We start from the raw sequence: 21,855 nt of genomic DNA, 5'->3' as shown, positions 1-21,855 counted from the left end.
TTGACTACTTAGTGGCGATGATGGTCATTGGCAACCGCACAGGCCCTGCCAGGCAGAGACAAATTGTCCGAATATGGCAGGTCAGGCCCAGCAAAAGAAACCCGCGCACCGATCTCTGGCTGCTTTTCAAAGCGCAGGCAGGGCCTGAAAATATGTCGCTGATTGTCGAGGCGGACGTCACTTGCAGAAGTCACAACCGCAAGCGTTTAACACCAGCATTGCGTCGGAACGGGCGTTGTCTTCCTATTCACCGTAGGGCGCCCAGATGGTTTTGACTTCGGTTGCAGCCCCGAGGAACCCGCGCCCTTCCCCTGCCGGGCCCCACCAGTCGCGGACATGGGCGTTGTTGACCCATGTGCGTTTGAGATTGCTGGCGCTGGCGCGCTCGATACCAGCAGAAAGGTCCGAGGACGAAAAACTCCAGACGGCGTCGACATCCATATGCGCGGCCAGTGTCGGGGCCAGCTCCGCGTGGCAGCCGGTCAGGATGTTGACCACACCGGGCGGCACATCCGAGGTTTCAAGAACCTGGCAAAAATCTGTGGCCGCCAGCGGAAAGGGCTCCGAGGCGATGAGAACCGCCCGGTTACCCATCGCCATGATCGGGCCGAGAATGGAAACCAGCCCCAGCAATGGAGCCTCATCAGGGCAGAATGCGCCGATCACCCCCACCGGTTCGCGCATCGCCAGCGCAAGGCCACGGATCGGCACGCCGCAGGTCTGACCATCAAACTTGTCAGCCCAGGCGGCATAGGTGAAAAGACGGGTGATACTGGCTGCAACCTCTTTGGTGCCGCTGCGCGTGCCGGTCATGGTGTTCAGACGGCGGGCAAATTCATCAGCACGGGCCGACAGGTTTTCGGCCATGTAATACAGGATCTGCGCCCGCAAATGACCGGTGGCTTTGCCCCAGTCAGCAGCCCCGCGCGCAGCCTCGACCGCGTTGCGCACATCCTTGGCGCCGGCAATTGGCGCCTGCCCGATGATCTTGCCTGTTTTGTTATGGAGATTGCTGGAATAGCCACCGTCAGGCCGGGCCTGTTTGCCGCCGATATACAGCTTGGCGGTACGGTCGATCCCGTCGCCACCGGTCCCGTCGCCTAGAAACGGGTCGATTTTGCAGAGCGGTTTGGTTTTGCCTTTGGCGCGTGTGTAGGCCAGCAGCCCTTCCCACCCGCCTTCACGGCCAAAGCCGCTTTCGCGGACCCCGCCAAAGGGGGCGGCAGCATCGAACATGTTGGTGCCGTTGATCCAGACCACGCCTGCGGCCAGTTTCGGGGCGATATCCAGCGCCAGATTGATATTTTCAGACCAGACCGACGCAGCGAGGCCATAGCGGGTGTTGTTGGCCAACTGAACCGCCTCGGCGGCCGTGCGGAAGGTGGCAGAGACCAGAACCGGGCCAAAGATTTCCTCCTGCATCAGCGGATCGGACGGGCTGAGCCCGGTAATCAGCGTGGGCGGATAAAAACTGCCTTCGGGCGGCAGGGTCATCTCGGGGGTGAAATGGGTGCCGGAGCTACCCGCGACGATGTCGGTGACGCGCTGCAATTGAGCGGGATCAACCATGGCACCGATGTCGATGCATTTGTCCAGCGGGTTGCCCAGGCGCAGTCTGGCCATGCGCGCGCGCAGCTTGTCGTGGAAGAGATCAGCGATGCCTTCATGCACCAACAGACGCGAGCCAGCACAGCAAACCTGCCCCTGATTGAACCAGATGGCATCCACCAGCCCTTCGACAGCCGAGTCCAGATCGGCATCGTCAAACACCACATAGGCCGATTTTCCACCCAGTTCGAGCGTGAGCGCCTTGCCGCTGCCTGCGGTCAATTCGCGGATGCGGCGCCCTACGGTGGTGGAACCGGTGAAGGCAATCTTGTCGATGCCCGCGTGGGTCACGATCATCTCGCCCACAGAGCCATCGCCGGTAACGATATTCACAACACCTTTGGGCAATCCGGCCTGACGACAGACATCGGCGAAAAGAAGAGCCGTGAGCGAGGTATATTCAGCAGGCTTCAGCAGCACGGTGTTGCCCGCGGCCAATGCGGGGGCAACTTTCCATGCCAGCATCAGAAGGGGGAAGTTCCAGGGAATGATCTGTCCGCAGACGCCAAGGGCCTCGTGGTCGGGCAGTTCGGCGTCCATCAATTGCGCCAGACCCGCGTGATAGTAGAAATGCCGCTGCGCCAAAGGCACGTCGATATCGCGGGTTTCGCGGATAGGCTTGCCGTTGTCGAGTGTTTCCAGCACGGCAAAAAGGCGGGCGTGTTTTTGTAGAAGGCGGGCAAGGGCGTAGAGGTATCTAGCCCGCGCGTGGCCGCCCAGTTTGGCCCATTTCGGTTGCGCCTTGCGGGCGGCAGTGACGGCGGCGTCGACATCGTCATGCGTGGCCTGTGTCAGCGTGGCAAGGGTTTCATTGTTGGCCGGGTTTCTGGAGGCAAAGCCATTACCAGACGCGGTGAATGCGCCATTGATGAAATGACCGAAACAGTCGCCCTGATCGACCAGCCAGGCAAAGGCCTCGGCGGCGGATTCAGGGGCGGGGCCATAGTCCAAGGTTTGATAAATATCTCTGACGGTCATTCCTGACACCCCTCATCGTGGCAATGCGTCGCTTTCTTGAAAGAAAGCGGACCGGAAAATTTGAATTTTCCGTCACGGAATTTTCGAAAATTCCGTTCAGCCCATCGCATGCCGCCACCCCGCCGAATAGGTGCCGGTGACATAGTGTTCCAACTGCCGCTCGATATCACCCAGAAGTGAAGAGGCACCGAAACGGAAAAGGTCGGGGCGCAGCCAGCGATCTCCCAGTTCCTCTTTGATCATTGCAAGGTACACCAGCGCGTCCTTGGCTTTGGAGATACCGCCTGCGGGTTTATACCCGACACGAAACCCGGTGCGCGTGTGATAATCGCGGATCGCGCGCAGCATCACCAATGTCACCGGCAGGGTGGCATTTACGCTTTCCTTGCCGGTTGAAGTCTTGATGAAATCGGCCCCACCCATCATGCAGATCAGCGAGGCGCGCGCGACGTTGCGCAGGCTGCCCAGCTCGCCTGTGGCAAGGATGGCCTTGACGTGGGCATTGCCGCAGGCGCGGCGAAAGGCGCGCATTTCATCATAAAGCGCAGGCCAGTTGCCGGTAAGAACATGGCGGCGAGAAATCACGATGTCGATCTCGGAGGCGCCGGCGGCAACGCTGGCCTCGATCTCGGCCACACGCAGGGAAAAAGGAGAAAGACCTGCGGGAAAGCCGGCCGAGACGGCGGCAATGGGAATATTGGACCCTTGAAGCGCGTCCAGCGCGGGTGCGATCATGTCGTGGTAAACGCAGACGGCGCCGACCGTAAGGCCGTGCAGGCCCAGCGCGTGCAGCAGATCGGCACGCACCGGTTGGCGCGCCTTGGCGCAAAGCCGGTGCACCCGGCCCGGCGTGTCATCGCCCGACAGGGTGGTCAGGTCTATGCAGCTGAGCGCGCGGCACAACCATGCTGCCTGAACCTCTTTCTTGACGCTGCGGCGGCCCGGCAGGGTTTGGGCACGGCGCCCAATTGCCGGAGTATTGGCCTGTAGGCCACGCACCCAATCAAGATCCAGATCAATCCCCGGATTGCGTGGCTCAAGCAGCTGCGGCAGTTGGCGGGTCTGATCCGTGGTGGGAGTTTGCATGGTGGTCCTGTCCGGGGTGGCTGACCGCAAGGTTGCATGGGTGCCTGACCTTGGCAAGCTTGAGCGACCGCCTGCACCGCGCAATCTGCGCAAAACCTGCACAACTGCTGAGCGGGGATTGCACAGCCGCCCGGTATGACTGGTTGCGACAGGCAGAAACCAAAAGGGACAGAACGATGAAGACCTACCTTGTAAGGGGCGTTCCCGCCTCGATCCAACTGGACAGCTGGTGGATGGACGGCGCGCCCCCGCGCCCGCCAGCAGGTAAAACCGGGCAGAGGATGCACCGCAACTGGGCGGCGCCTGTTGCACTGGCGGGTCTTATTTCACTGGCGGATTTTCTGCTGTGGCAGGTGATGCCAGGACTGTCGCTGTCGGTATTCGGCTTTTGCCTTTTGCTGGCCGGATTGGGGGCCACAGGTGGGCGCGGCTGGGGCGGCGTAATACTGGGAGGGGTCCTGTTTTTACCGGTCATCGAGCAGGTACAGGTCTTATCGCTGCTGTTCTGGCTGGCCGGGATCCTTTTAGGCGGGGCATGGTTGGCCCTTGGCGGGTGGCCGGGCACAAGGCAGCTGACATCGGGGGCAATACGATTGCTGGCACTCGGGCCTTTGCACGCCCTGCGAGACATGGGGGGCCTGCTGGCATTCGGACGCAAAGGGTTACCTGCGACGGACCGGATGCAGGGGCTGGTGCTGGGCTGGGCTCTGCCTTTGGGCCTGGGCCTGATCTTTCTGAGTCTGCTTCTTGAGGCGAATCCGGTAATCGAGGACTGGCTGCGCCGTCTGGACCGGATGGGCCTGCCAGACATGTCGCGGATCTTTTTCTGGGCCGGCATGGCGCTGGTAATCTGGCCTTTTGTGATCCTTCCCGGGCTCAGGGGGCAACTGCTGGCAAAAACCCGGTCCGTGCTGATTGGACCACGGCAATTGCCCCGCATCCTGAACGACAGGGCGGTGCGCCGGTCACTGTTCCTGTTCAACCTTCTGTTTGCGGTTCAGACCGTGATGGATGCAACGTTTCTCTGGGGGGGCGCCGCCCTGCCGCATGGGATGAACTATGCCGAATATGCCCACCGCGGCGCCTATCCGTTGCTGGTAACGGCCTTGCTGGCAGGGCTGTTCGCGCTGGTGGCGCGGCCCTACACCGGGAACGACGCGCTGGTTCGACTGGCCCTGCTGGCCTTTGTTGCACAGAACATGTTGCTGGTCGGGTCATCGCTGCTGCGGCTGGAGCTGTATGTCGAGGCTTATGGGCTGACCCGGTTGCGGATGGCCGCCGCGATCTGGATGGGGCTGGTCGCCGTCTGGCTGGCGATGATCCTGTGGCAGATCGTGAACCGGCAAAGTGCCGGGTGGCTGCTGGCACGCAGCCTGGTTCTGGGGCTGACCCTGGTCTATGCCTGCATGTTCGTGAGTTTCGACCGGACCATTGCACGCTATAACCTGAGCCATGATGTGCCGCTGGATGCCTGGTATATTTGTAATCTTGGCCCGGCGGCCCTGCCCGAGATACTGGCCTATGAGCGGCAAAAGGCCCGGTCGCTATGTGTTTCCAGCTATCCGTACCTTCGGAAGATCGACGATTGGCGCGAATGGGGCTTTCGCGACTGGCGTGTGTTTCGTAGCCTTGGGGTAATGCAATCGACGGGTGCCGCACCATAATATGGCTGACATTCTGATCATCGACGACGATCCGCAGATACGTGATGTGCTGCGGATCGCATTGAAACAGGCAGGCCACAATGTGGCCGAGGCAGGTGACGGCGCAGAGGGGTTGGCAAAGGCCCGGCGCGGCAAGGCAGATCTGATTGTACTGGACATCGGTCTGCCTGAAATGGACGGGCTGGAACTGTGCCGGACGCTACGGGCCGAGCGAGACACACCGGTTCTATTCCTGACCGCCCGAGATGACGAGATTGACCGGGTTCTGGCGTTCGAGCTGGGCGGTGACGATTATGTGTCCAAGCCGTTTTCACCGCGCGAATTGGTGGCGCGGATCAGGGCCATTCTGAAACGCACGGCCAAGGGATTGGTCAACGGTACGGATCAGCCCCTGCAGCGCGGCATGGTGCGTCTGGATCCGGCAAGGCATCTTTGCACCATCAGCGATCAGCCGGTGGCACTGACAAGCCGTGAAATGACGCTGCTGGCGCATCTGATGGCCCGGCCCGAACATGTTGCCACCAAGGCGCAACTGGTTGAGGCCGTTTACGGCGGGGTAATCCACGTCTCGGACCGCACGGTGGACAGCCATCTGCGCAACCTTCGTGCCAAACTGGCCGCCGCAGGATGTGACGGGGCGATTGAAACTGTGCACGGGGTTGGCATCCGGATGGGCCCATGCCGGAGCGCATAAGGCAGAAATGGCGTCCGCCCCTGGCGCTGGTCATTGGTGGCACCCTGGCGGTGGTACTGTGCCTGCCGCTGCTGGGCGTCGGGTATTTCCGCTTGGCTGGCAATATTCTGGGATGGGGCGAAACCGCCTGGCTGATTGCATGGATGGCCATCGTGGCCACAGTGATATTGGGGTTCTTGTTATGGCGGCTGGTGCTGCGCCCGGTCTACGCCCTGACCGCTCATGCCAACGCCGTGAAAGAGGGGCGTCGGGATGCGCCGCTGCCACCTCATTTCGGTACGCCTGAAATAACGGATCTGGCGCGGGCGGTGCAGGAAATGGCGGCGACCTTGCAAGATCGCGAAACCGGTCTGCGCGCCTACACAGATCATGTCACACACGAGCTGAAATCCCCCCTGACAAGCCTGATTGGCGCGGCAGAGCTGCTGGACGGGGCCGACAAGGCAGACCGGGCGCAATTGATAAGCACAATCCGCACCTCGGCGCAGACGATGCAGGGACAGTTAGAGGCGCTGCGACAGTTGGCCGTCGCCCGTGAACCACTAGGGATCGGCCCGTCAAGGCTGTCAGAGGTGGTGCCGGGCGTGCGGGCGGACCTGACGATTGAGGTGAACGGGGATCCGGCGCTGCCGATGGATGCTCGGGCGCTGGAGGTGGTTCTGGGGCATCTGGCCCAGAACGCTGCCGCGCACGGGGCGGATCGTCTGGTTATCTCTGCTGCGGAAGGCGGTGTACTGGTCAGCGACAATGGCCCCGGCATTGCACCGGGCAACCGGGACCGGATTTTTGACCCGTTTTTCACAACAAGGCGTGGTGCAGGCGGCACCGGCATGGGGCTGGCAATTGCGCGCACCATGCTGCAGGCGGCGGGCGGCAAGATCAGTCTGATCGCATCAGACACTGGCGCCGTGTTCAAAATAGACTTCTGAAAACTGAAATTGAGAATTATTCGCAAGTTTCTTGACTTAGTTGCGAACCACTCTCATATTCATTCCAAAGTACCTCGCTTGATTCCAGGAGACCTATGCAACCAACACGCCGCCATTTCCTGAGCCTTGTGGCTTTCTCGACTGCTTTTGCCGCAACGCCGCTGCAGGCGCAGGCGCGCCTGAATGTGGTCGCGACGACAGGGATGATCGGCGACGCGGCCCGGCAGGTTGGCGGCGATCTGGTTGAGGTCAAATCCCTGATGGGGGCGGGTGTTGATCCGCATTCTTACCGGCAGACACGCAGCGATATCGCGGCGATGACCCGTGCCGATCTGGTGCTGTGGCATGGACTGTATCTTGAGGCGCAAATGGAAGAGTTTCTTTTGAAACTGGCCAAGCGCGGCAATGTAACAGCTGTCGGTGAGGCGATACCCAAAGACCTTTTGATCGGTCATGCCGATTATGAGGGCCGCTATGACCCGCATATCTGGATGGTGCCTGATCTGTGGGTCCATGTGGTCCGGGCTGTGCAAAAGGTACTGACCGATACCGCACCGGAATATGCAGCCACGTTCGAAGCCAATGCAACCGCGCATTTGTCCAGCATGGCCCGCCTGAGCAATTATGCCCGCGAAAAGCTGGCCTCGGTGCCCGAGCGCGCGCGCGTATTGCTGACGGCGCACGATGCCTTTGGATATTTCGGCCGGGCCTACGGATTTGACGTGGTTGGCATTCAGGGCATTTCCACCGAGTCCGAGGCCGGGCTGAACCGGATCAGGACGCTGGTCGATCTGCTGGTCGCGCGTGATATCCGGGCGGTGTTTGTCGAAAGCTCGGTCTCGGATCGCAATGTCCGGGCGCTGGCCGAAGGAGCCGCTGCTCAGGGGCACGAGGTGCAGATCGGCGGCGAGCTGTTTTCGGACGCGATGGGCCAGCCCGGCACCTATGAGGGCACCTACATTGGCATGATCGATCACAATATCAGCACCATCGCCAAAGCCCTTGGCGGCAATGTGCCCCCGCGCGGCATGGACGGCAAACTGAACGCCGGAACCTGAAGGAAGAGCCGATGCATCTGGAACTAGCCACACAAGACGGCCACCGGAAGGACGTTGGAAAAGACACCCGCAGCCCGCTGGAAATTCGCGGGTTGACGGTATCCTACGGCGAAAAGCCCGCTTTATTCTCGGTGGATGCCACGTTTGAGCCAGGAGCGATGACGGCCATCATCGGACCCAATGGCGCGGGCAAGTCCACCCTGCTTAAGGCCGCACTCGGGATCGTCAAACCGGTATCGGGGCGGATCAGAAGCTATGGCAAATCGCTGAGCGCACAACGCCACCGCATTGCCTATGTACCGCAGCGTGCCAGCGTCGACTGGGATTTTCCGACACGGGTGCTGGATGTGGTGTTGATGGGTCTTTACCGTCAACTGGGCCTGCTGGGCCGGGTGCGCCCGAAACATCTGGAAATCGCGATGTCGTGCCTTGCACGAGTCGGCATGGAAGGGTTTGCCGACCGCCAGATCGGACAGCTTTCAGGCGGGCAGCAGCAGCGGGTATTTCTGGCCCGTGCGCTGGCGCAGGGCGCCGATCTCTATCTGCTGGACGAACCGTTTGCCGGGGTGGATGCCGCGACCGAAAAGGCAATCATCGCCGTGCTGAAGGCGCTGAAAGAGCAGGGCAAGACGGTGATTGCCGTGCATCACGATCTGGCGACTGTGCCTGATTATTTCGACCGGGTTTTTATCATCAACACAAGCCGCGTCGCCGAAGGGCCCGTGGCCGAGGCCTTTGTCCCGGAATACCTGCAAGAGGCCTATGGCGGGCGTCTGGCCACGGCGCAGATGGGTGCGGCGGGATAGCCGATGCTGTGGCAGGCGCTGACCCTTCAACTGGGCTATAACGCCACGCTTGTGACCATCGGCGCGGCCTTATTGGGCATTGCGGCCGGCGCCACGGGGACATTTCTTTTTCTGGGAAAACGCGCGCTGGTCAGCGACGCGATCAGCCATGCCACCCTGCCCGGTGTCGGACTGGCCTTCATGACAATGGTCGCCCTTGGCGGCGACGGCAGGTCGCTGCCCGGGCTTTTGCTGGGCTCTGCTGTGTCGGCCGCCGTGGGATTGTTGTGTGTCAGTTGGCTGACGCGGCGTACCCGGTTGGCCGAAGACGCGGCAATTGGTGCGGTTCTTTCGGTATTTTTCGGCTTTGGAATCGTACTTTTGACCATTGTGCAATCAATGACAGCAGGCCGACAGGCCGGATTGGAAAGCTTTTTGCTGGGATCAACCGCCGGCATGCTGTGGAACGACGCCGTAGTGATTGCCATCGGTGGTGCGGCCGTGCTGGCACTGGTGCTGGTTCTGCGACGCCCGATGTCAATGGTTGCCTTTGATCCCGAATTTGCCGCTGGCAGCGGTATGAATGTGCGTCAGATCGAGCTGGCAATGATGGGGCTTGCGCTTGCGATCACGGTGGTGGGGCTTAAAATTGTCGGGCTGATCCTGATCGTGGCCCTTTTGATCATCCCTGCTGTGGCCGCGCGGTTCTGGACCAACCGTGTGGGCCATGTGGTGCTGATTGCAGGCGCGATGGGCGGATTGGCGGGGTATACCGGTGCCGCGATTTCAGCCACGGCACCGGCGCTGCCAACGGGGCCGATTATCGTGCTTGTGGCTTTTGTGCTGTTCGTGTTGTCGCTATTCGCCGCACCAGGGCGTGGCGTGCTGGCAGCTGTTGTGCGGCACCTGAAGTTTCAGCGCCGTGTGCATCTGCGGCAGGGCCTGCTGGCGCTGGCACAGGGGCAACCGATTTACGAGCGACTGACCCTGCGGCTGATGCGCCGCGCCGGATATGTGCGGCCCGATGGCGTGGCCACGGATGAGGGACGCGGACAGGCATCCAAGGCGCTGCTGGACGAGCGGCGCTGGCAATTGTTACGCAGCGATCCCGACTATGAGACAGCGGCGGCGCGCTATGACGGATTGACCCCGCTTGAGCGGGTTCTGACCACGGATCAGATCACCGAACTTGACCGCAATCTTGGACCCGAGGCCGTGACATGATGGGCGCTGAATTCGTCGCCTTGTCGCTGCCGCCACTATTGATCGGCGTATTTGCAGCAGTGGCTTGCGCCCTGCCCGGCAATTTCCTGTTGCTGCGGCGACAGGCGCTGATCGGCGACGCAATAAGCCACGTGGTGCTGCCCGGTATTGTGCTGGCTTTTTTGGCCACTGGTGTTGTGGCGGCCTGGCCGATGATGCTGGGGGCGGGTATCGCAGCCCTGGCGGCAGTCGTATTGATCGAGGTTATTCGGCGATTAGGCAGGATCGAGCCCGGGGCCGCGATGGGTGTTGTCTTTACGTCAATGTTTGCCGGGGGCGTTTTGTTGCTGGAGCAATCAGATACCTCGTCGGTGCATCTGGACGTGCAACATGCGCTTTACGGAAGCCTGGAAAGCCTGATCTGGCTTGATGGTTTCGGCTGGGCTTCGCTGCTGGATTGGGAGGCGCTTCAGGGTCTGCCGCCGGAACTGACACGCATGGCACTGACGCTGGCCTTTGTGGCTGTATTCACTGCTGTGTTGTGGCGGCCTCTGAAACTCTCGACCTTTGACGAAGGGTTTGCGCAGACACTGGGCCTGCGCACGAACCTGCTGGGTCTTGCGCTGGTGGTGGTGGCGGCGATTGCCGCGGTGGCAGCCTTTGACGCGGTGGGATCAATCATCGTGATTGCAATGTTCATCTGCCCGCCTGCCGCTGCGCGACTGATGACCAACCGTCTGGAGCGGCAGATCGGCTGGAGCGTTCTGTTTGCCACCCTGTCGGCGGTTCTGGGTTATGTGCTGGCAGGCTATGGCCCGCTATGGCTGGGCTTCGAGAACGCCGTGAGTGCCGCGGGAATGATCGCCACGGTTTCAGGGCTGATCCTGCTGGTGACAGCCCTGGCTGGACCTTGCCGGACCAGGGCCGGTGCCCCGACCGAAACGTAACGCGCTGCAAAAGCGGGCCGTTTTTTGAGTATTTTTGCCAAGAAGAAGCGCATCAGCCAGTCAGGCCGAATTCCTTGCCCAGGGCCGCAAGCGCCGCGGGCATCAAGGCCTCTGGAGTAAAGCTGGTAAGGGGCACCCCCTGCGCGTTTAGCGCCGCGCCATAACCCGACGCATCCCTGTCCGCAGCGATAAGGGCCACCTGCTGACCCAGCCAATAGGCACGCGCGGCGGCAAGCTCGGCCCCGATCAGGTGACCGGTCACGGCGGCGGTGTTGCCTGTGACCTCTGCGATGCGCAAATGGGCGGCAAGACGTTCAGGTCGGGAAAGACTGTCGTCAATCGCGGCATCATCGGGGGGCAGCGTGCCTCCGAGCGCGGTGACCAGACGCTGAGTCAGGAAGCTTTGGCAGCTTACAGCCTCGCGCGCGCTGATGTGGATCCAATGGGTCACGTCACCCTCGCAGGCACAGATCACCCCGTCCCAGTTTTCGTGCTGCGCCAGAAAGCCGATGATCCACAGGCGGACCCAGCCGCCAATGACATCAGGTGGATTGTCCTGGGTGAATCCCGGCAGGCCACGCCCGCCGTTGGGCAGCACAGGCGCGGGCAACTTGGCAGGCGCCCCGTCACCTATGCGCAGGATGCGATCAGCCGTGTAATCAAGATGGGACAGGGCTGCGGCCTCATCAACGCCCTGCGCCGTACGCAGCAAAGTGACACCTTTCATTGCGCAGGCTGTAACCTGCGCACCGCTGCGGCCCATGGCGATCCAGGCCGTCATCCTTTTTGCTGCAACTGCCGTACCAGGCCTGACACGTCATACCCCGCGTCTGCTGCGGCGCTGACGATCTGATCGGGGTCAAGCGCACCGAAGCTGGCAATGCTCCAGAGCATGGTGCAGCGGGTGCCACTGCGGCAATAGGCAAGGATCGGTTTGGGCATTTCTTCAAGGGCCGCACGAAAGGCCTGTGCATCTTCGGGGGTAACTCTCCCCGAGATGATGGGAACCGAACGCACCGCGAGCCCGGCGTCCGCCGCCGCTTTTGCCACGTCATCATAGGCGCACTGGCCCAATTCCTCGTCATCGGGACGGTTGCAGAGGATCGAGCGAAAGCCAGCGGCGGCAATGTCTGCAACATCCTCGCATTCGATCTGGGGCGAGACGGAAAAATCGTCGGTAATTCTGCGCAGGTCCATGGTAGTGGCCTCTTTGTTGATCTGGCGTCATATGCGCAAAAAAGCGGCTGGGTTTCAATGGTGTCACTAACGTTGACATTTAATCTTGGCGTGCCAATCGTGGCACCAGGATGACTAAAGGGGTGTACGATGAGCGGACAATGGGAATTCTGGATCGACCGGGGCGGCACGTTCACCGATATCGTGGCGCTTGATCCGGCGGGCGACGTCCATACCCACAAACTGTTGTCGGAAAACCCCGAACGTTACAGCGACGCCGCCGTGCAGGGCATCCGCGAGGTGATGGATGCGCAGGATCATTTTCCGGATGGGGCCATTCGCGCCGTCAAGATGGGCACAACCGTCGCCACCAATGCGCTGTTGGAGCGCAAGGGCGAGCGCGTGCTGCTGCTGATCACCAAAGGGTTCCGCGATCTGCTGCAGATCGGCTATCAGACGCGGCCGCGCCTGTTTGATCTGGAAATCAAGCGCCCCGATCTGTTGTACGAAGATGTGGCCGAGCTGGATGAAAGGCTGGATGCCGATGGCGCCGTGGTGCAGGCGCTGGACGAAGATGCGGCGCGGATCGTTTTGCAAAGCGCCTATGACAATGGCGTTCGCGCAGTGGCGATTGCGGGGCTGCATGCCTATCTGAACCCCGAGCACGAGCGGCGCGTGGCCGATATTGCCGCTGACTTGGGCTATACCCAGATCACCGCCAGCCATCAGGTGAACCGTCTGGCCAAGTTGGTGGGACGCGGCGATACGACGGTGGTGGATGCCTATCTGTCGCCCATTCTTCGCCGCTATGTCGATCAGGTGGCGGGCGCGCTGGATCTGGGCCGGGCCTGTGATGCGTTGCTGTTCATGCAATCCAATGGCGGGCTGACCGATGCACAGCTGTTTCAGGGCAAGGATGCGATTCTGTCGGGGCCTGCGGGTGGCATCGTGGGCATGGTCAAGACCGGCGAGGCGGCGGGACATGACCGGTTGATCGGGTTCGATATGGGTGGCACCAGCACGGATGTGAGCCACTATGCCGGGGATTTTGAACGCAGTTTCGAGACCGAGGTCGCAGGCGTGCGGATGCGCGCGCCGATGATGGATATTCATACGGTGGCGGCCGGCGGTGGTAGCATCTGCACCTTTCGCAACGGACGGTTCCAGGTCGGGCCGGAAAGTGCCGGCGCCAATCCGGGACCGGCGTGCTATCGCCGCGGCGGGCCTCTGACGGTCACCGATTGCAACGTGATGCTGGGCAAACTGAACGCGGACCATTTTCCGCCCGTCTTTGGGCCTGAAGGTGATCAGCCGCTGGATGCGGATGTGGTGCGCAAAAAGTTCGCAGCCCTGGCCGAGACCGTATCGGCCGAGACAGGAGAAACCCCCCGCACACCCGAGGATATGGCCGAGGGTTTTCTTCGAATTGCCGTGGACAACATGGCCAATGCGATCAAGAAAATCAGCGTGCAGCGCGGCCATGATGTGACTGGCTATACCCTGCAATGCTTTGGCGGCGCGGGCGGACAACACGCCTGTCTGGTGGCCGATGCACTGGCGATGCGCAAGGTGCTGATCCACCCGCATGCGGGCGTGCTGAGCGCCTACGGCATGGGGTTGGCCGAGATCCGCGCGATGCGCGAGGTGCAGATGGATGCACCCTTGGCAGATGTTGCGGAAGCAGAGACGGCCCTGGACGGGATTGCCCGGCAAGCCCGTGGCGAAGTGGCTGGTCAGGGCGTCGAAGATATCACCCTGCAGCGCCGGGCACACCTGCGCTATGACGGCTCCCATCAGGCGCTGGAGGTGGGCTTTGGCACGCCTGAGAAGATGCAGGCCGAGTTTGAGGCCGCCCACAGGCAGCGTTTTGGCTTTTATTCGCCCGAGCGCGCTATCCTGTTCGAGATGCTGAGCGTCGAGGCGATTGGCCAGACCGGTCAGGCACCGCAGCCCGCCCTTCCACAAGGCGATGGTCGGATCAGCGCGCATATCCCGATGCATGTCGAGGGTGCGTGGCGCGATGTGCCGCTATACGAGCGCAGTCGGCTGGACCCGTCGGCGCAGGTGGCCGGGCCAGCGGTGATATCCGAGCCGACGGGCACCAATGTGATTGAGCCGGGCTGGGCCGCGCACGTCGATGCCATGGGCAACCTGATCCTTGAACGCACGCAAGCCAAAGAGCGTGATCTGGCGGCGGGCACGCAGGCCGATCCGGTGTTGTTGGAGGTGTTCAACAACCTTTTCATGTCGGTCGCTGATCAAATGGGGGCGACACTGGCCAATACCTCGTGGTCGGTAAACATCAAGGAACGTTACGATTTTTCCTGTGCGATCTTTGATGAGCTTGGCGATCTGGTGGCCAACGCGCCGCATGTCCCGGTTCATCTGGGGTCGATGTCGGACAGTGTGAAAACCATCATGCGGCTGAACCCCGATGTGCAGCCGGGCGATGCCTATATGCTGAACTCGCCCTATAACGGCGGCACGCATTTGCCGGACGTCACGGTGATCACGCCGGTCTTTGTGGACGATAAACCGGCCTTTTGGCTGGGATCTCGTGGGCACCATGCGGATATTGGCGGGCGCACACCGGGGTCTGCCCCGCCCGACAGCACCCATATCGACGAAGAAGGCGTGCTGATTGACAACGTCAAGCTGGTGGATCGCGGCACGTTGCTGGAGGCCGAGGCCGAGGCGATTCTGGCCTCGTGCAAATACCCCTGCCGGAACATCCCCCAGAACATGGCCGATCTAAAGGCGCAGGTGGCCGCCAATGAAACCGGGCGGCAGGAATTGCTGAAGGTGGTCGACAACTACGGGATTGATGTGGTTCTGGCCTATATGGGCCATGTACAGGACAATGCCGAAGAAAGCGTGCGGCGGGTTATCGACAGTCTGAAGGACGGGCAGTTTATCTATCCGATGGATATTGGTTCGGAAATCCGGGTCAAGGTCACTGTTGATCATGCAAACCGCGAAGCCACCATCGATTTCACCGGAACGTCACCGCAAAATCCGGGCAATTATAACGCGCCCCGCTCGATCTGCGATGCCGTGGTTCTGTACGTGTTCCGCACAATGGTGGGCGCGGATATTCCGCTGAATCAGGGCTGCCTGAAGCCATTGAAAATTGTAGTGCCAGATGGGTCGATGTTGAATCCAATTTATCCGGCGGCGGTGATTGCCGGGAATACTGAGGTCAGTCAGGCGACGTGTAATGCGCTATACGGCGCGCTGCATGTGATTGCCGGAAGCCAGGCAACGATGAACAATTTCGTCTGGGGCACGGATGCTTTTCAGAATTATGAAACCATCGCCGGGGGCACCGGGGCCGGGCCCGGTTTCAACGGCTGCGACGCGGTGCAAAGCCATATGACCAATACCCGCATGACCGACCCCGAGATTCTGGAAAAGCGGTTTCCTGTGCGGCTTGAGGAATTCGGCATCAGGCCCGATTCGGGCGGCGCGGGGAAATGGCGCGGCGGCCATGGCGTGATGCGGCGCATGCGGTTTCTGACACCGGTCACGGTGACGACGCTGTGTTCGCATCGCATAGTGCCGCCCTTTGGCGTTGATGGCGGCGAGGATGGCAAGGTTGGTCTGAACTGGGTTGAGATGCCCGATGGCACACGGCGCGAGATGAAAGGCAATGACGAGGTTGACCTGCCCGCCGGGGCGGTCTTTGGCATGGCCACACCGGGCGGCGGGGGATGGGGCTGATAAACTTTCGCGTTGACCGGCCAGGCCACGCTGGTCAGTTCGGCAGGTTTTCCAGATTATAGCCAAGGAAATCCTTGACCGTTGACAGGCTGAGCAGGGTTTTCATCTGCGTAACCGACGGAATTTGCGACAGCCGGTTACGATAGAGCTGTTCATAGTCAGCGGTGCTGCGGGCGGCGACGCGGATAAGGTAGTCAAACTCACCCGAAATCAGATGGCATTCCAGAATGTCATCCATCGCTTTTATCGCCTCTTCAAAGGCTTCGATATCAGGCTTGCGCTGCGACGCCAGCTTGATCTCGATAAACACCTGAATTTCCAACCCAATCGCCCGACGGTCCAGACGGGCGGCATAATTCGAAATCATTCCATCGGATTCAAGAATTTTCACCCGCCGGTGACAGGCAGACAAAGACAGGCCCACCGACTCGGACAGGCGTGCCATCGAGATTTGCCCGTCTTTCTGGAGGAGGGAAAGAATGCGTCTGTCCAGCCTGTCCATCGTAAATTTTCCTATCTTGCACCCGTTATCCGCTAACATTTCCGAAATTTTTCCGAAATTCAAGAAAGATAAGCATTTTTTGCATCGCAACCTGCGGTATGATGACACAGCGCCATGAACGGCGCTTTTGTATCCAAGGGAGGATAAATATGTCCGGAAAATTCGTCGTCGCTTATGACGGCAGTGAGGCAGCAGAAAGGGCGCTGGATTTCGCTGTTGCAAAAGCCAAAAGCCAGGGGGGCAGTATTCTGGTTGCCCACATCCTGGAATGGTCACCCTATTCTTTTCTGACCCCCACCGAACTGGAAGAGCGTCACAAGCGCCGCGGTGAAGAACTGGCACGCGCTGAAAAGGCGCTTATGGGTCCTGTAACCGCGCGCCTGGCGGACAGCGGTGTCAAGGTCGAGACGGTGATCAAATACGGCCATATTGCCAACACGCTTATCGAAATTTGTAATGAAAGCGGCGCAGATCAGATGTTCATTGGTCGGGATGGTGAAACCAGCCTGGGCAGTCGGATATTTGGTTCGGTTGCCATGACACTGGCCCAGTCCACACCGGTGCCCTGCACCATCGTGCCATAAAAATAATCAATCAGGGATAGTCACATGTATCGAAAAATAACCCATGCGGCGACAGCCGCGGCCGGGCTGGCATTGACCAGCGCACCGGCAATGGCACAATCGGTGGACGAAAAGGTGAACGAGATGTTCGCCAAGTCCACCGGCTGGTTCGTCAACTTCATCTTCAGCCCGTTTCCGGGCACTTCCTTCCCATGGATCGTCATGTGGCTGGTCGTTGCAGCCACGGTTTTCACCTTTTATTTCATGTTCATCCAGTTCCGCGCCTTTCCGCATTCGATCTCACTGGTCAAAGGGGACTATTCGGATCCCAATGACGCCGGCGAGGTCAGCCATTTCCAAGCGCTGGCAACAGCGCTTTCAGGCACAGTTGGCCTTGGCAACATCGCCGGTGTGGCTGTTGCCGTGGGCATCGGCGGACCGGGTGCCACGTTCTGGATGATCCTTGCGGGTCTGATGGGCATGGCCTCAAAGTTCACCGAATGTACTTTGGGCGTGAAATATCGCAACGAATACGAAGACGGCACCGTTTCGGGTGGCCCGATGTATTACCTTACCAAAGGCTTTGCCGAACGTGGCATGCCAGGTGGTAAAATACTCGCGGTCATGTTCTCGGTCTTTTGTATCCTCGGCGCACTGGGTGGCGGCAACATGTTCCAGGCCAACCAGGCACATGCACAGATCACCAACGTTGTGGGTGACTATCCCGGCTGGATTACTGGTATCGTCTTTGCCGGCGTCGTCTTTGCCGTGATCGTGGGCGGCCTGCAATCCATCGCCAAGGTGACCGAAAAGATCGTGCCCTTCATGGGTGTGCTTTATGTGGCCACCGCGCTGATCATCATCTTGATAAACTTCGACAAGATTGGTTGGGCCTTTGGTCAGATCTTTGAAGGGGCCTTTACCGGGCTTGGCGTTGCAGGCGGTATGGTCGGAGCGCTGATCCAGGGCTTCAAACGGGCGGCCTTCTCGAACGAGGCTGGTGTTGGCTCGGCCGCGATTGCCCACTCGGCGGTTCGCACCAAAGAGCCGATCACCGAAGGTTTCGTATCCCTGCTGGAACCGTTCATCGACACTGTTGTGATCTGTACCATGACAGCACTGGTGATCATCATCACTGGCCAACTGGTCGCTGACCCGAACACCGGCCTCTACTTGCTGGACGAAGGTGGCAAGACGATCCAGACGATTGACGGCAACAAAGGTGTCGCTCTGACATCCGCCGCGTTCTCGTCATCCTTTGGCTTCTTCAAGTACATCCTGGCCATCGCGGTGATTCTGTTTGCCTTCTCGACCATGATCAGCTGGTCCTACTACGGCCTCAAGGCCTGGACCTTCCTGTTTGGTGAAGGCAAGACAACCGAACTGGTGTTCAAGGTCATCTTCTGCATCTTCGTGGTCATTGGTGCCGCCGCCAGCCTTGGCCCGGTCATCGACTTCTCGGATGCGGCGATCTTTGCCATGGCGGTTGTGAACATTGTTGGCCTTTATATCCTGATGCCGATCGTCAAGCGCGAGTTGGACAGCTACCTGTCGCGCCTCAAGTCCGGCGAAATCAAGAAGTACAACTAAAATAAACTTTATCCCCTCTGCAACATGCAGGTGGGGAAACGGGGCCGGCGCCAGGTGCGCCGGCCTTTTTTTGTAGAAATGGCAATTCCCGCGTCGGTGTAGTTTTGCCGACGCATGGCGTCAGCCTTGTCTGCCCCCAGATCAACCCCATTTGAAATAGTACAGGGCCGGCCCCGCCAAACGGGTCGCCAAACACATTTGAAAAGAGAGGATTTTGATACCTTGGACAATAAACAAGCTTATCAGGAAAAACTGGAAGCCAAGCTGGACGAATGGCACGCTGATATTGACAAGCTTCGCGCCAAGGCGGAAGGGGCCCAGGCCGACGCGAAACTTACCTATGAGAAAAACCTGAAAGACCTCAAGGAACATCGCGACAAACTGGAAAAAGAACTGGAGAAATTGCGCGATACCCAGACCGCCGCCTGGCACGACATTAAACGTGGCGCAGACGAAGCATGGGATTCGATGTCGAAAGCCATGAAAGACGCCTATAAGCGTTTCACCTGATGTACGAAGGGCTGTCGCACCGGATGTGTGGCAGCCCTTGTTTCAAAATCTCAGACCACAAAAGTTTTGCGAAATGCTTTAGCCCACAGAATTTGATGCCTGACGGCCTGGAGTACCAAGCTGCCGCTAGTTGATCGTCGAATCCAGCCCTTCGGGTTTTCCGACAACAATAAACGTCAGCTTGTCGGGGTTCAGCAAATCGCGTGCCACGCGGTTCACATCTTCCAGTGTCACGGCATTCACCCGATCATTGCGGGTCGCGATATAGTCGGTTGGCAGCCCTTCGATCTGCATGCCTACCGCGATATTTGCAATTGGACCATTACCGTCAAACCGCAGCGGGTAGGCGCCGGTAAGATAGGTCTTGGCATCCTGCAGCTCGGCCTCGGTCACACCGTTTTCGCGAATACGGACCCATTCATCGCGGATCACGCTGATCGCTTCGGCGATGCGATCATTGGCCGAGGCAACCGATCCCATCCAAACCTGCGCACCGTCGCGATCCACAAGGTAGGAATAGACACCATAGGTCAGACCGCGTTTTTCACGCACCTCGTTCATCAGGCGGCTTTCAAACCCGCCACCGCCCAGGATGTGATTCAGCAGGTAAGCCGCAAAGAAATCGGGATCGTCGCGATCAATGCCCGGCTGGGCAAAGGTGGCGACAGACTGCGGTGTATCAAACTCGACCACCTGCATCCCACCGGGCAGATTGACATCGGCATCCCCGGGCAGCGGCGCCCCGGTGGCCGGCAGGTCGCCAAGCAACTGGTCAAGAACTGCGCTGAGGTCATTGGCGGTGATATCACCTACAGCACTGACAAACAGCCGGTCCCGTGCCAGCGTCGCCTTGTGCGCCGCCAGGACATCATCACGCGTCAGACCCGACACAGTTTCCAAGGTGCCGTTCAGCGAGCTGCCATAGGGGTGATCACCATAGACCAGCGCATCAAAGGCCTCGGTCGCCAGATTACGCGGATCTTTCTGATCTGACTGAATGATCGAGATGATCTGCCCACGCACCCGGTCAATCGACGGCTGGTTAAAGCTTGGGTTTACAAGGCTTTCACGCAAAAGCGCGATGGCCTGATCCCGGTTTTCGGTCAGGAAACGGGCCGAGACGCTGATTGTATCATGCGAAGCACTATAGCTGAACGAGGCTGCCAGTTCTTCGGTTCGGCGGGCAAAAGCGCGCGAATCCATGTCGCCGGCTCCTTCTTCCAGCAGGCCGGTCATCAGGTTGACAGCGCCACGTTTACCGGGTGCATCCAGCGAACCGCCACCGCGAAACCGCAGTTCAAGCGCGACAAAGGGAATAGAGTGATCCTCGACCAGCCAGGCATTGATTCCGGCCGGGGTGGTGATTTCCTGAATGTCTACCTCAGCCTGGGCAGGCAGGGCGGCAAAGAGCATGACAAAGGCAAAAGCAAAACGGATCATTGCGTCACCTCCGGTGCCGTCAGCCAGCCGGTGACGGCTTTTTTCCGGTCAAAGACTTCGCGGGCGACTGTCATGATATCGTCTGCGGTCACAGCCTCGAGCGTATCAGGCCAGGCCTGCACATCCTCAACCGTCAGCCCCACACTCAGCGCCGCCCCATACCGATTAGCCAGATCACCGACATCATCACGGGCATAGATTTCCGAGGCGCGCAGCTGCATCTTGATACGGTTTAGCTGATCCGCGTCTACGCCGGTTTCAAGAAACCCTGCCAGAACCTGATCCATCGCCGTTTCAGCCTGTTGCAGGCTGACGCCTTCGGCCGGCATAACCACAATGCTGAACGTTGTGTCATCCAGCGACAGGCCACGATAATAGGCCCCGGTCTGCACGGCCTGCTGTGTGTCGAATTGCAGTTTTTCGGCCAGAACCGAGGTTGTCCCCCCGCCCAGAATTTCGGCCAGCAGGGTCAGGGCTGCTGCTTTTTCCTGGTCGCCGCTGTCGCGTTCTGGTGCCAGATATGACCGGCTGACGTAGGGCTGTGCGACACGCGGGTCTTCAAACACCATCCGGCGTTCGGCCATCTGACGCGGTTCCTGGGCGCGAAAGCGCTCTGGCAGATCGGGGTTGGCGGGGATAACGCCATAATACTGCTCGGCCAGGGCGCGCACATTGTCGGGCGCCACATCACCGGCGACAACCAGAATGGCGTTATTGGGTGAATAGTAGGTTTTGTAAAACCCCAGTGCGTCATCAAGGCCAAGTTCGGGCATCTCGTGCTGCCAACCGATGATTGGCACGCCGTAACGGTGATTAAGGTATTGTGCCGCATTTTTTTGTTCACGGAAAAGAGCGGAGGGGTTGTTTTCAACCCGCATGTTCCGCTCTTCTATGATCACGTCACGTTCGGTGGCGATATCGCCCTCGCCCAGTTGAAGATTGACCATCCGGTCGCTTTCCATCCGCATCATCAGATCCAGCCGGTCGGCCGCAACGCGCTGAAAATAGGCGGTGTAGTCATAGCTGGTAAACGCATTGTCCGACCCGCCGTTGCGCGACACCGTGGCCGAAAATTCACCGGGGGCCAATGTATCAGTTCCTTTGAACAGCAGGTGTTCCAGAAAATGGGCCACGCCCGACGAGCCTGCCGGTTCATCCGCCGATCCGGCGCGATACCAGACCATATGCACAACGACAGGCGCGCGGTGATCTTCGACCACGACAACGTCCATGCCATTCTTCAGGGTAAATGTCGTGACGCGGTCATCGGCCGCCGCAGGCAAAGCCGTAGCCAGAAAAAGTGTCACACAGGTAATCAGTTTGCGCATTGCACGCCTCCACTCGGGATTGCCGGGTTTGCACGATAGATACGGCGCTTTGGCGCAGGATCAAGGGCGCTGAC

At 59.9% G+C, this 21,855-nt stretch carries 19 protein-coding genes; 12 read left to right on the top strand and 7 right to left on the bottom strand.

The features are described 5' to 3' along the window. Positions 1-243: 243 nt before the first annotated feature. Positions 244-2,586 carry an aldehyde dehydrogenase family protein gene (locus PEL8287_RS04070; RefSeq protein ID WP_085891092.1) on the bottom strand — a complete coding sequence of 781 codons (2,343 nt, stop codon included), beginning with the start codon at positions 2,584-2,586 and terminating at the stop codon, positions 244-246. Positions 2,587-2,682: 96 nt separating this feature from the next. Continuing rightward, positions 2,683-3,672, bottom strand: a complete 990-nt coding sequence (gene deoC, locus PEL8287_RS04065; protein WP_085891091.1) for a deoxyribose-phosphate aldolase — start codon at positions 3,670-3,672, stop codon at positions 2,683-2,685. Here deoC and PEL8287_RS19945 point away from each other — a divergent pair. From PEL8287_RS19945 to PEL8287_RS04030, 8 genes are all read left to right on the top strand, one after another. Further along, positions 3,671-3,811 carry a hypothetical protein gene (locus tag PEL8287_RS19945; RefSeq protein WP_176228555.1) on the top strand — a complete coding sequence of 47 codons (141 nt, stop codon included), beginning with the start codon at positions 3,671-3,673 and terminating at the stop codon, positions 3,809-3,811. The genes deoC and PEL8287_RS19945 overlap by 2 nt on opposite strands. 37 nt (positions 3,812-3,848) lie before the next feature. Next, on the top strand, positions 3,849-5,336 hold the full coding sequence (locus PEL8287_RS04060; protein WP_085891090.1) for a DUF4153 domain-containing protein: 1,488 nt from the start codon (positions 3,849-3,851) through the stop codon (positions 5,334-5,336). Between the two features lies 1 nt (position 5,337). Further along, the gene (locus PEL8287_RS04055; RefSeq protein ID WP_085891089.1) at positions 5,338-6,030 is read left to right on the top strand and encodes a response regulator transcription factor; all 693 of its coding nucleotides are present in this window, start codon (positions 5,338-5,340) and stop codon (positions 6,028-6,030) included. After that, positions 6,015-6,959 (top strand): HAMP domain-containing sensor histidine kinase, encoded by a 945-nt coding sequence (locus PEL8287_RS04050; RefSeq protein WP_085891088.1) that lies wholly within the window; start codon positions 6,015-6,017, stop codon positions 6,957-6,959. Before PEL8287_RS04055 ends, PEL8287_RS04050 begins: the two co-directional genes overlap by 16 nt. A 95-nt stretch (positions 6,960-7,054) precedes the next feature. Beyond that, the gene (locus PEL8287_RS04045) at positions 7,055-8,017 is read left to right on the top strand and encodes a metal ABC transporter solute-binding protein, Zn/Mn family (RefSeq protein WP_085891087.1); all 963 of its coding nucleotides are present in this window, start codon (positions 7,055-7,057) and stop codon (positions 8,015-8,017) included. Between the two features lie 11 nt (positions 8,018-8,028). Continuing rightward, a complete protein-coding gene (locus PEL8287_RS04040; RefSeq protein ID WP_085891086.1) occupies positions 8,029-8,823 on the top strand; it encodes a metal ABC transporter ATP-binding protein in 795 nt (264 codons plus the stop codon). Between the two features lie 3 nt (positions 8,824-8,826). Next, positions 8,827-10,026 carry a metal ABC transporter permease gene (locus PEL8287_RS04035; RefSeq protein WP_085891085.1) on the top strand — a complete coding sequence of 400 codons (1,200 nt, stop codon included), beginning with the start codon at positions 8,827-8,829 and terminating at the stop codon, positions 10,024-10,026. Then, complete coding sequence (locus PEL8287_RS04030) at positions 10,023-10,952, top strand: metal ABC transporter permease (RefSeq protein WP_085891084.1); 930 nt, start codon at positions 10,023-10,025, stop codon at positions 10,950-10,952. The genes PEL8287_RS04035 and PEL8287_RS04030 overlap by 4 nt, the downstream gene beginning before the upstream one ends. A gap of 52 nt (positions 10,953-11,004) precedes the next feature. Here PEL8287_RS04030 and PEL8287_RS04025 read toward each other — a convergent pair whose 3' ends face one another. Beyond that, entirely contained in the window at positions 11,005-11,733 is a 729-nt protein-coding gene (locus tag PEL8287_RS04025) for a 2-dehydro-3-deoxygalactonokinase (RefSeq protein ID WP_085891083.1), read from the bottom strand. Next, positions 11,730-12,149 (bottom strand): protein tyrosine phosphatase family protein, encoded by a 420-nt coding sequence (locus PEL8287_RS04020; RefSeq protein WP_085891082.1) that lies wholly within the window; start codon positions 12,147-12,149, stop codon positions 11,730-11,732. Before PEL8287_RS04020 ends, PEL8287_RS04025 begins: the two co-directional genes overlap by 4 nt. A gap of 129 nt (positions 12,150-12,278) precedes the next feature. On the opposite strand from PEL8287_RS04020, the gene PEL8287_RS04015 reads away from it, so the two are divergent. Next, positions 12,279-15,848 carry a hydantoinase B/oxoprolinase family protein gene (locus PEL8287_RS04015; RefSeq protein ID WP_085891081.1) on the top strand — a complete coding sequence of 1,190 codons (3,570 nt, stop codon included), beginning with the start codon at positions 12,279-12,281 and terminating at the stop codon, positions 15,846-15,848. Positions 15,849-15,882: 34 nt separating this feature from the next. Here the strand turns inward: PEL8287_RS04015 and PEL8287_RS04010 are convergent, their stop codons facing one another. Beyond that, complete coding sequence (locus tag PEL8287_RS04010; protein WP_085891080.1) at positions 15,883-16,350, bottom strand: Lrp/AsnC family transcriptional regulator; 468 nt, start codon at positions 16,348-16,350, stop codon at positions 15,883-15,885. Positions 16,351-16,499: 149 nt separating this feature from the next. Here PEL8287_RS04010 and PEL8287_RS04005 point away from each other — a divergent pair, with 149 nt between their 5' ends. From PEL8287_RS04005 to PEL8287_RS03995, 3 genes are all read left to right on the top strand, one after another. Beyond that, positions 16,500-16,934, top strand: coding sequence for a universal stress protein (locus PEL8287_RS04005; RefSeq protein ID WP_085891079.1), 435 nt, complete (start codon positions 16,500-16,502; stop codon positions 16,932-16,934). Between the two features lie 24 nt (positions 16,935-16,958). Continuing rightward, on the top strand, positions 16,959-18,503 hold the full coding sequence (locus tag PEL8287_RS04000) for an alanine/glycine:cation symporter family protein (RefSeq protein WP_085891078.1): 1,545 nt from the start codon (positions 16,959-16,961) through the stop codon (positions 18,501-18,503). A 222-nt stretch (positions 18,504-18,725) separates the two neighbouring features. Then, positions 18,726-19,013: a sll1863 family stress response protein gene (locus tag PEL8287_RS03995; RefSeq protein WP_085891469.1), complete on the top strand. Its 288-nt coding sequence runs from the start codon at positions 18,726-18,728 to the stop codon at positions 19,011-19,013. Between the two features lie 126 nt (positions 19,014-19,139). Here the strand turns inward: PEL8287_RS03995 and PEL8287_RS03990 are convergent, their stop codons facing one another. Both PEL8287_RS03990 and PEL8287_RS03985 read right to left on the bottom strand, forming a co-directional pair. Further along, positions 19,140-20,453 carry a M16 family metallopeptidase gene (locus PEL8287_RS03990; protein ID WP_176228554.1) on the bottom strand — a complete coding sequence of 438 codons (1,314 nt, stop codon included), beginning with the start codon at positions 20,451-20,453 and terminating at the stop codon, positions 19,140-19,142. Continuing rightward, positions 20,450-21,781, bottom strand: a complete 1,332-nt coding sequence (locus tag PEL8287_RS03985) for a M16 family metallopeptidase (RefSeq protein WP_085891077.1) — start codon at positions 21,779-21,781, stop codon at positions 20,450-20,452. The genes PEL8287_RS03990 and PEL8287_RS03985 overlap by 4 nt, the downstream gene beginning before the upstream one ends. Positions 21,782-21,855: the final 74 nt, after the last annotated feature.

Source organism: Roseovarius litorisediminis (assembly GCF_900172295.1).
Taxonomy (GTDB): Bacteria; Pseudomonadota; Alphaproteobacteria; order Rhodobacterales; family Rhodobacteraceae; genus Roseovarius; species Roseovarius litorisediminis.
This window is presented reverse-complemented; position numbering and strand designations above follow the sequence as displayed.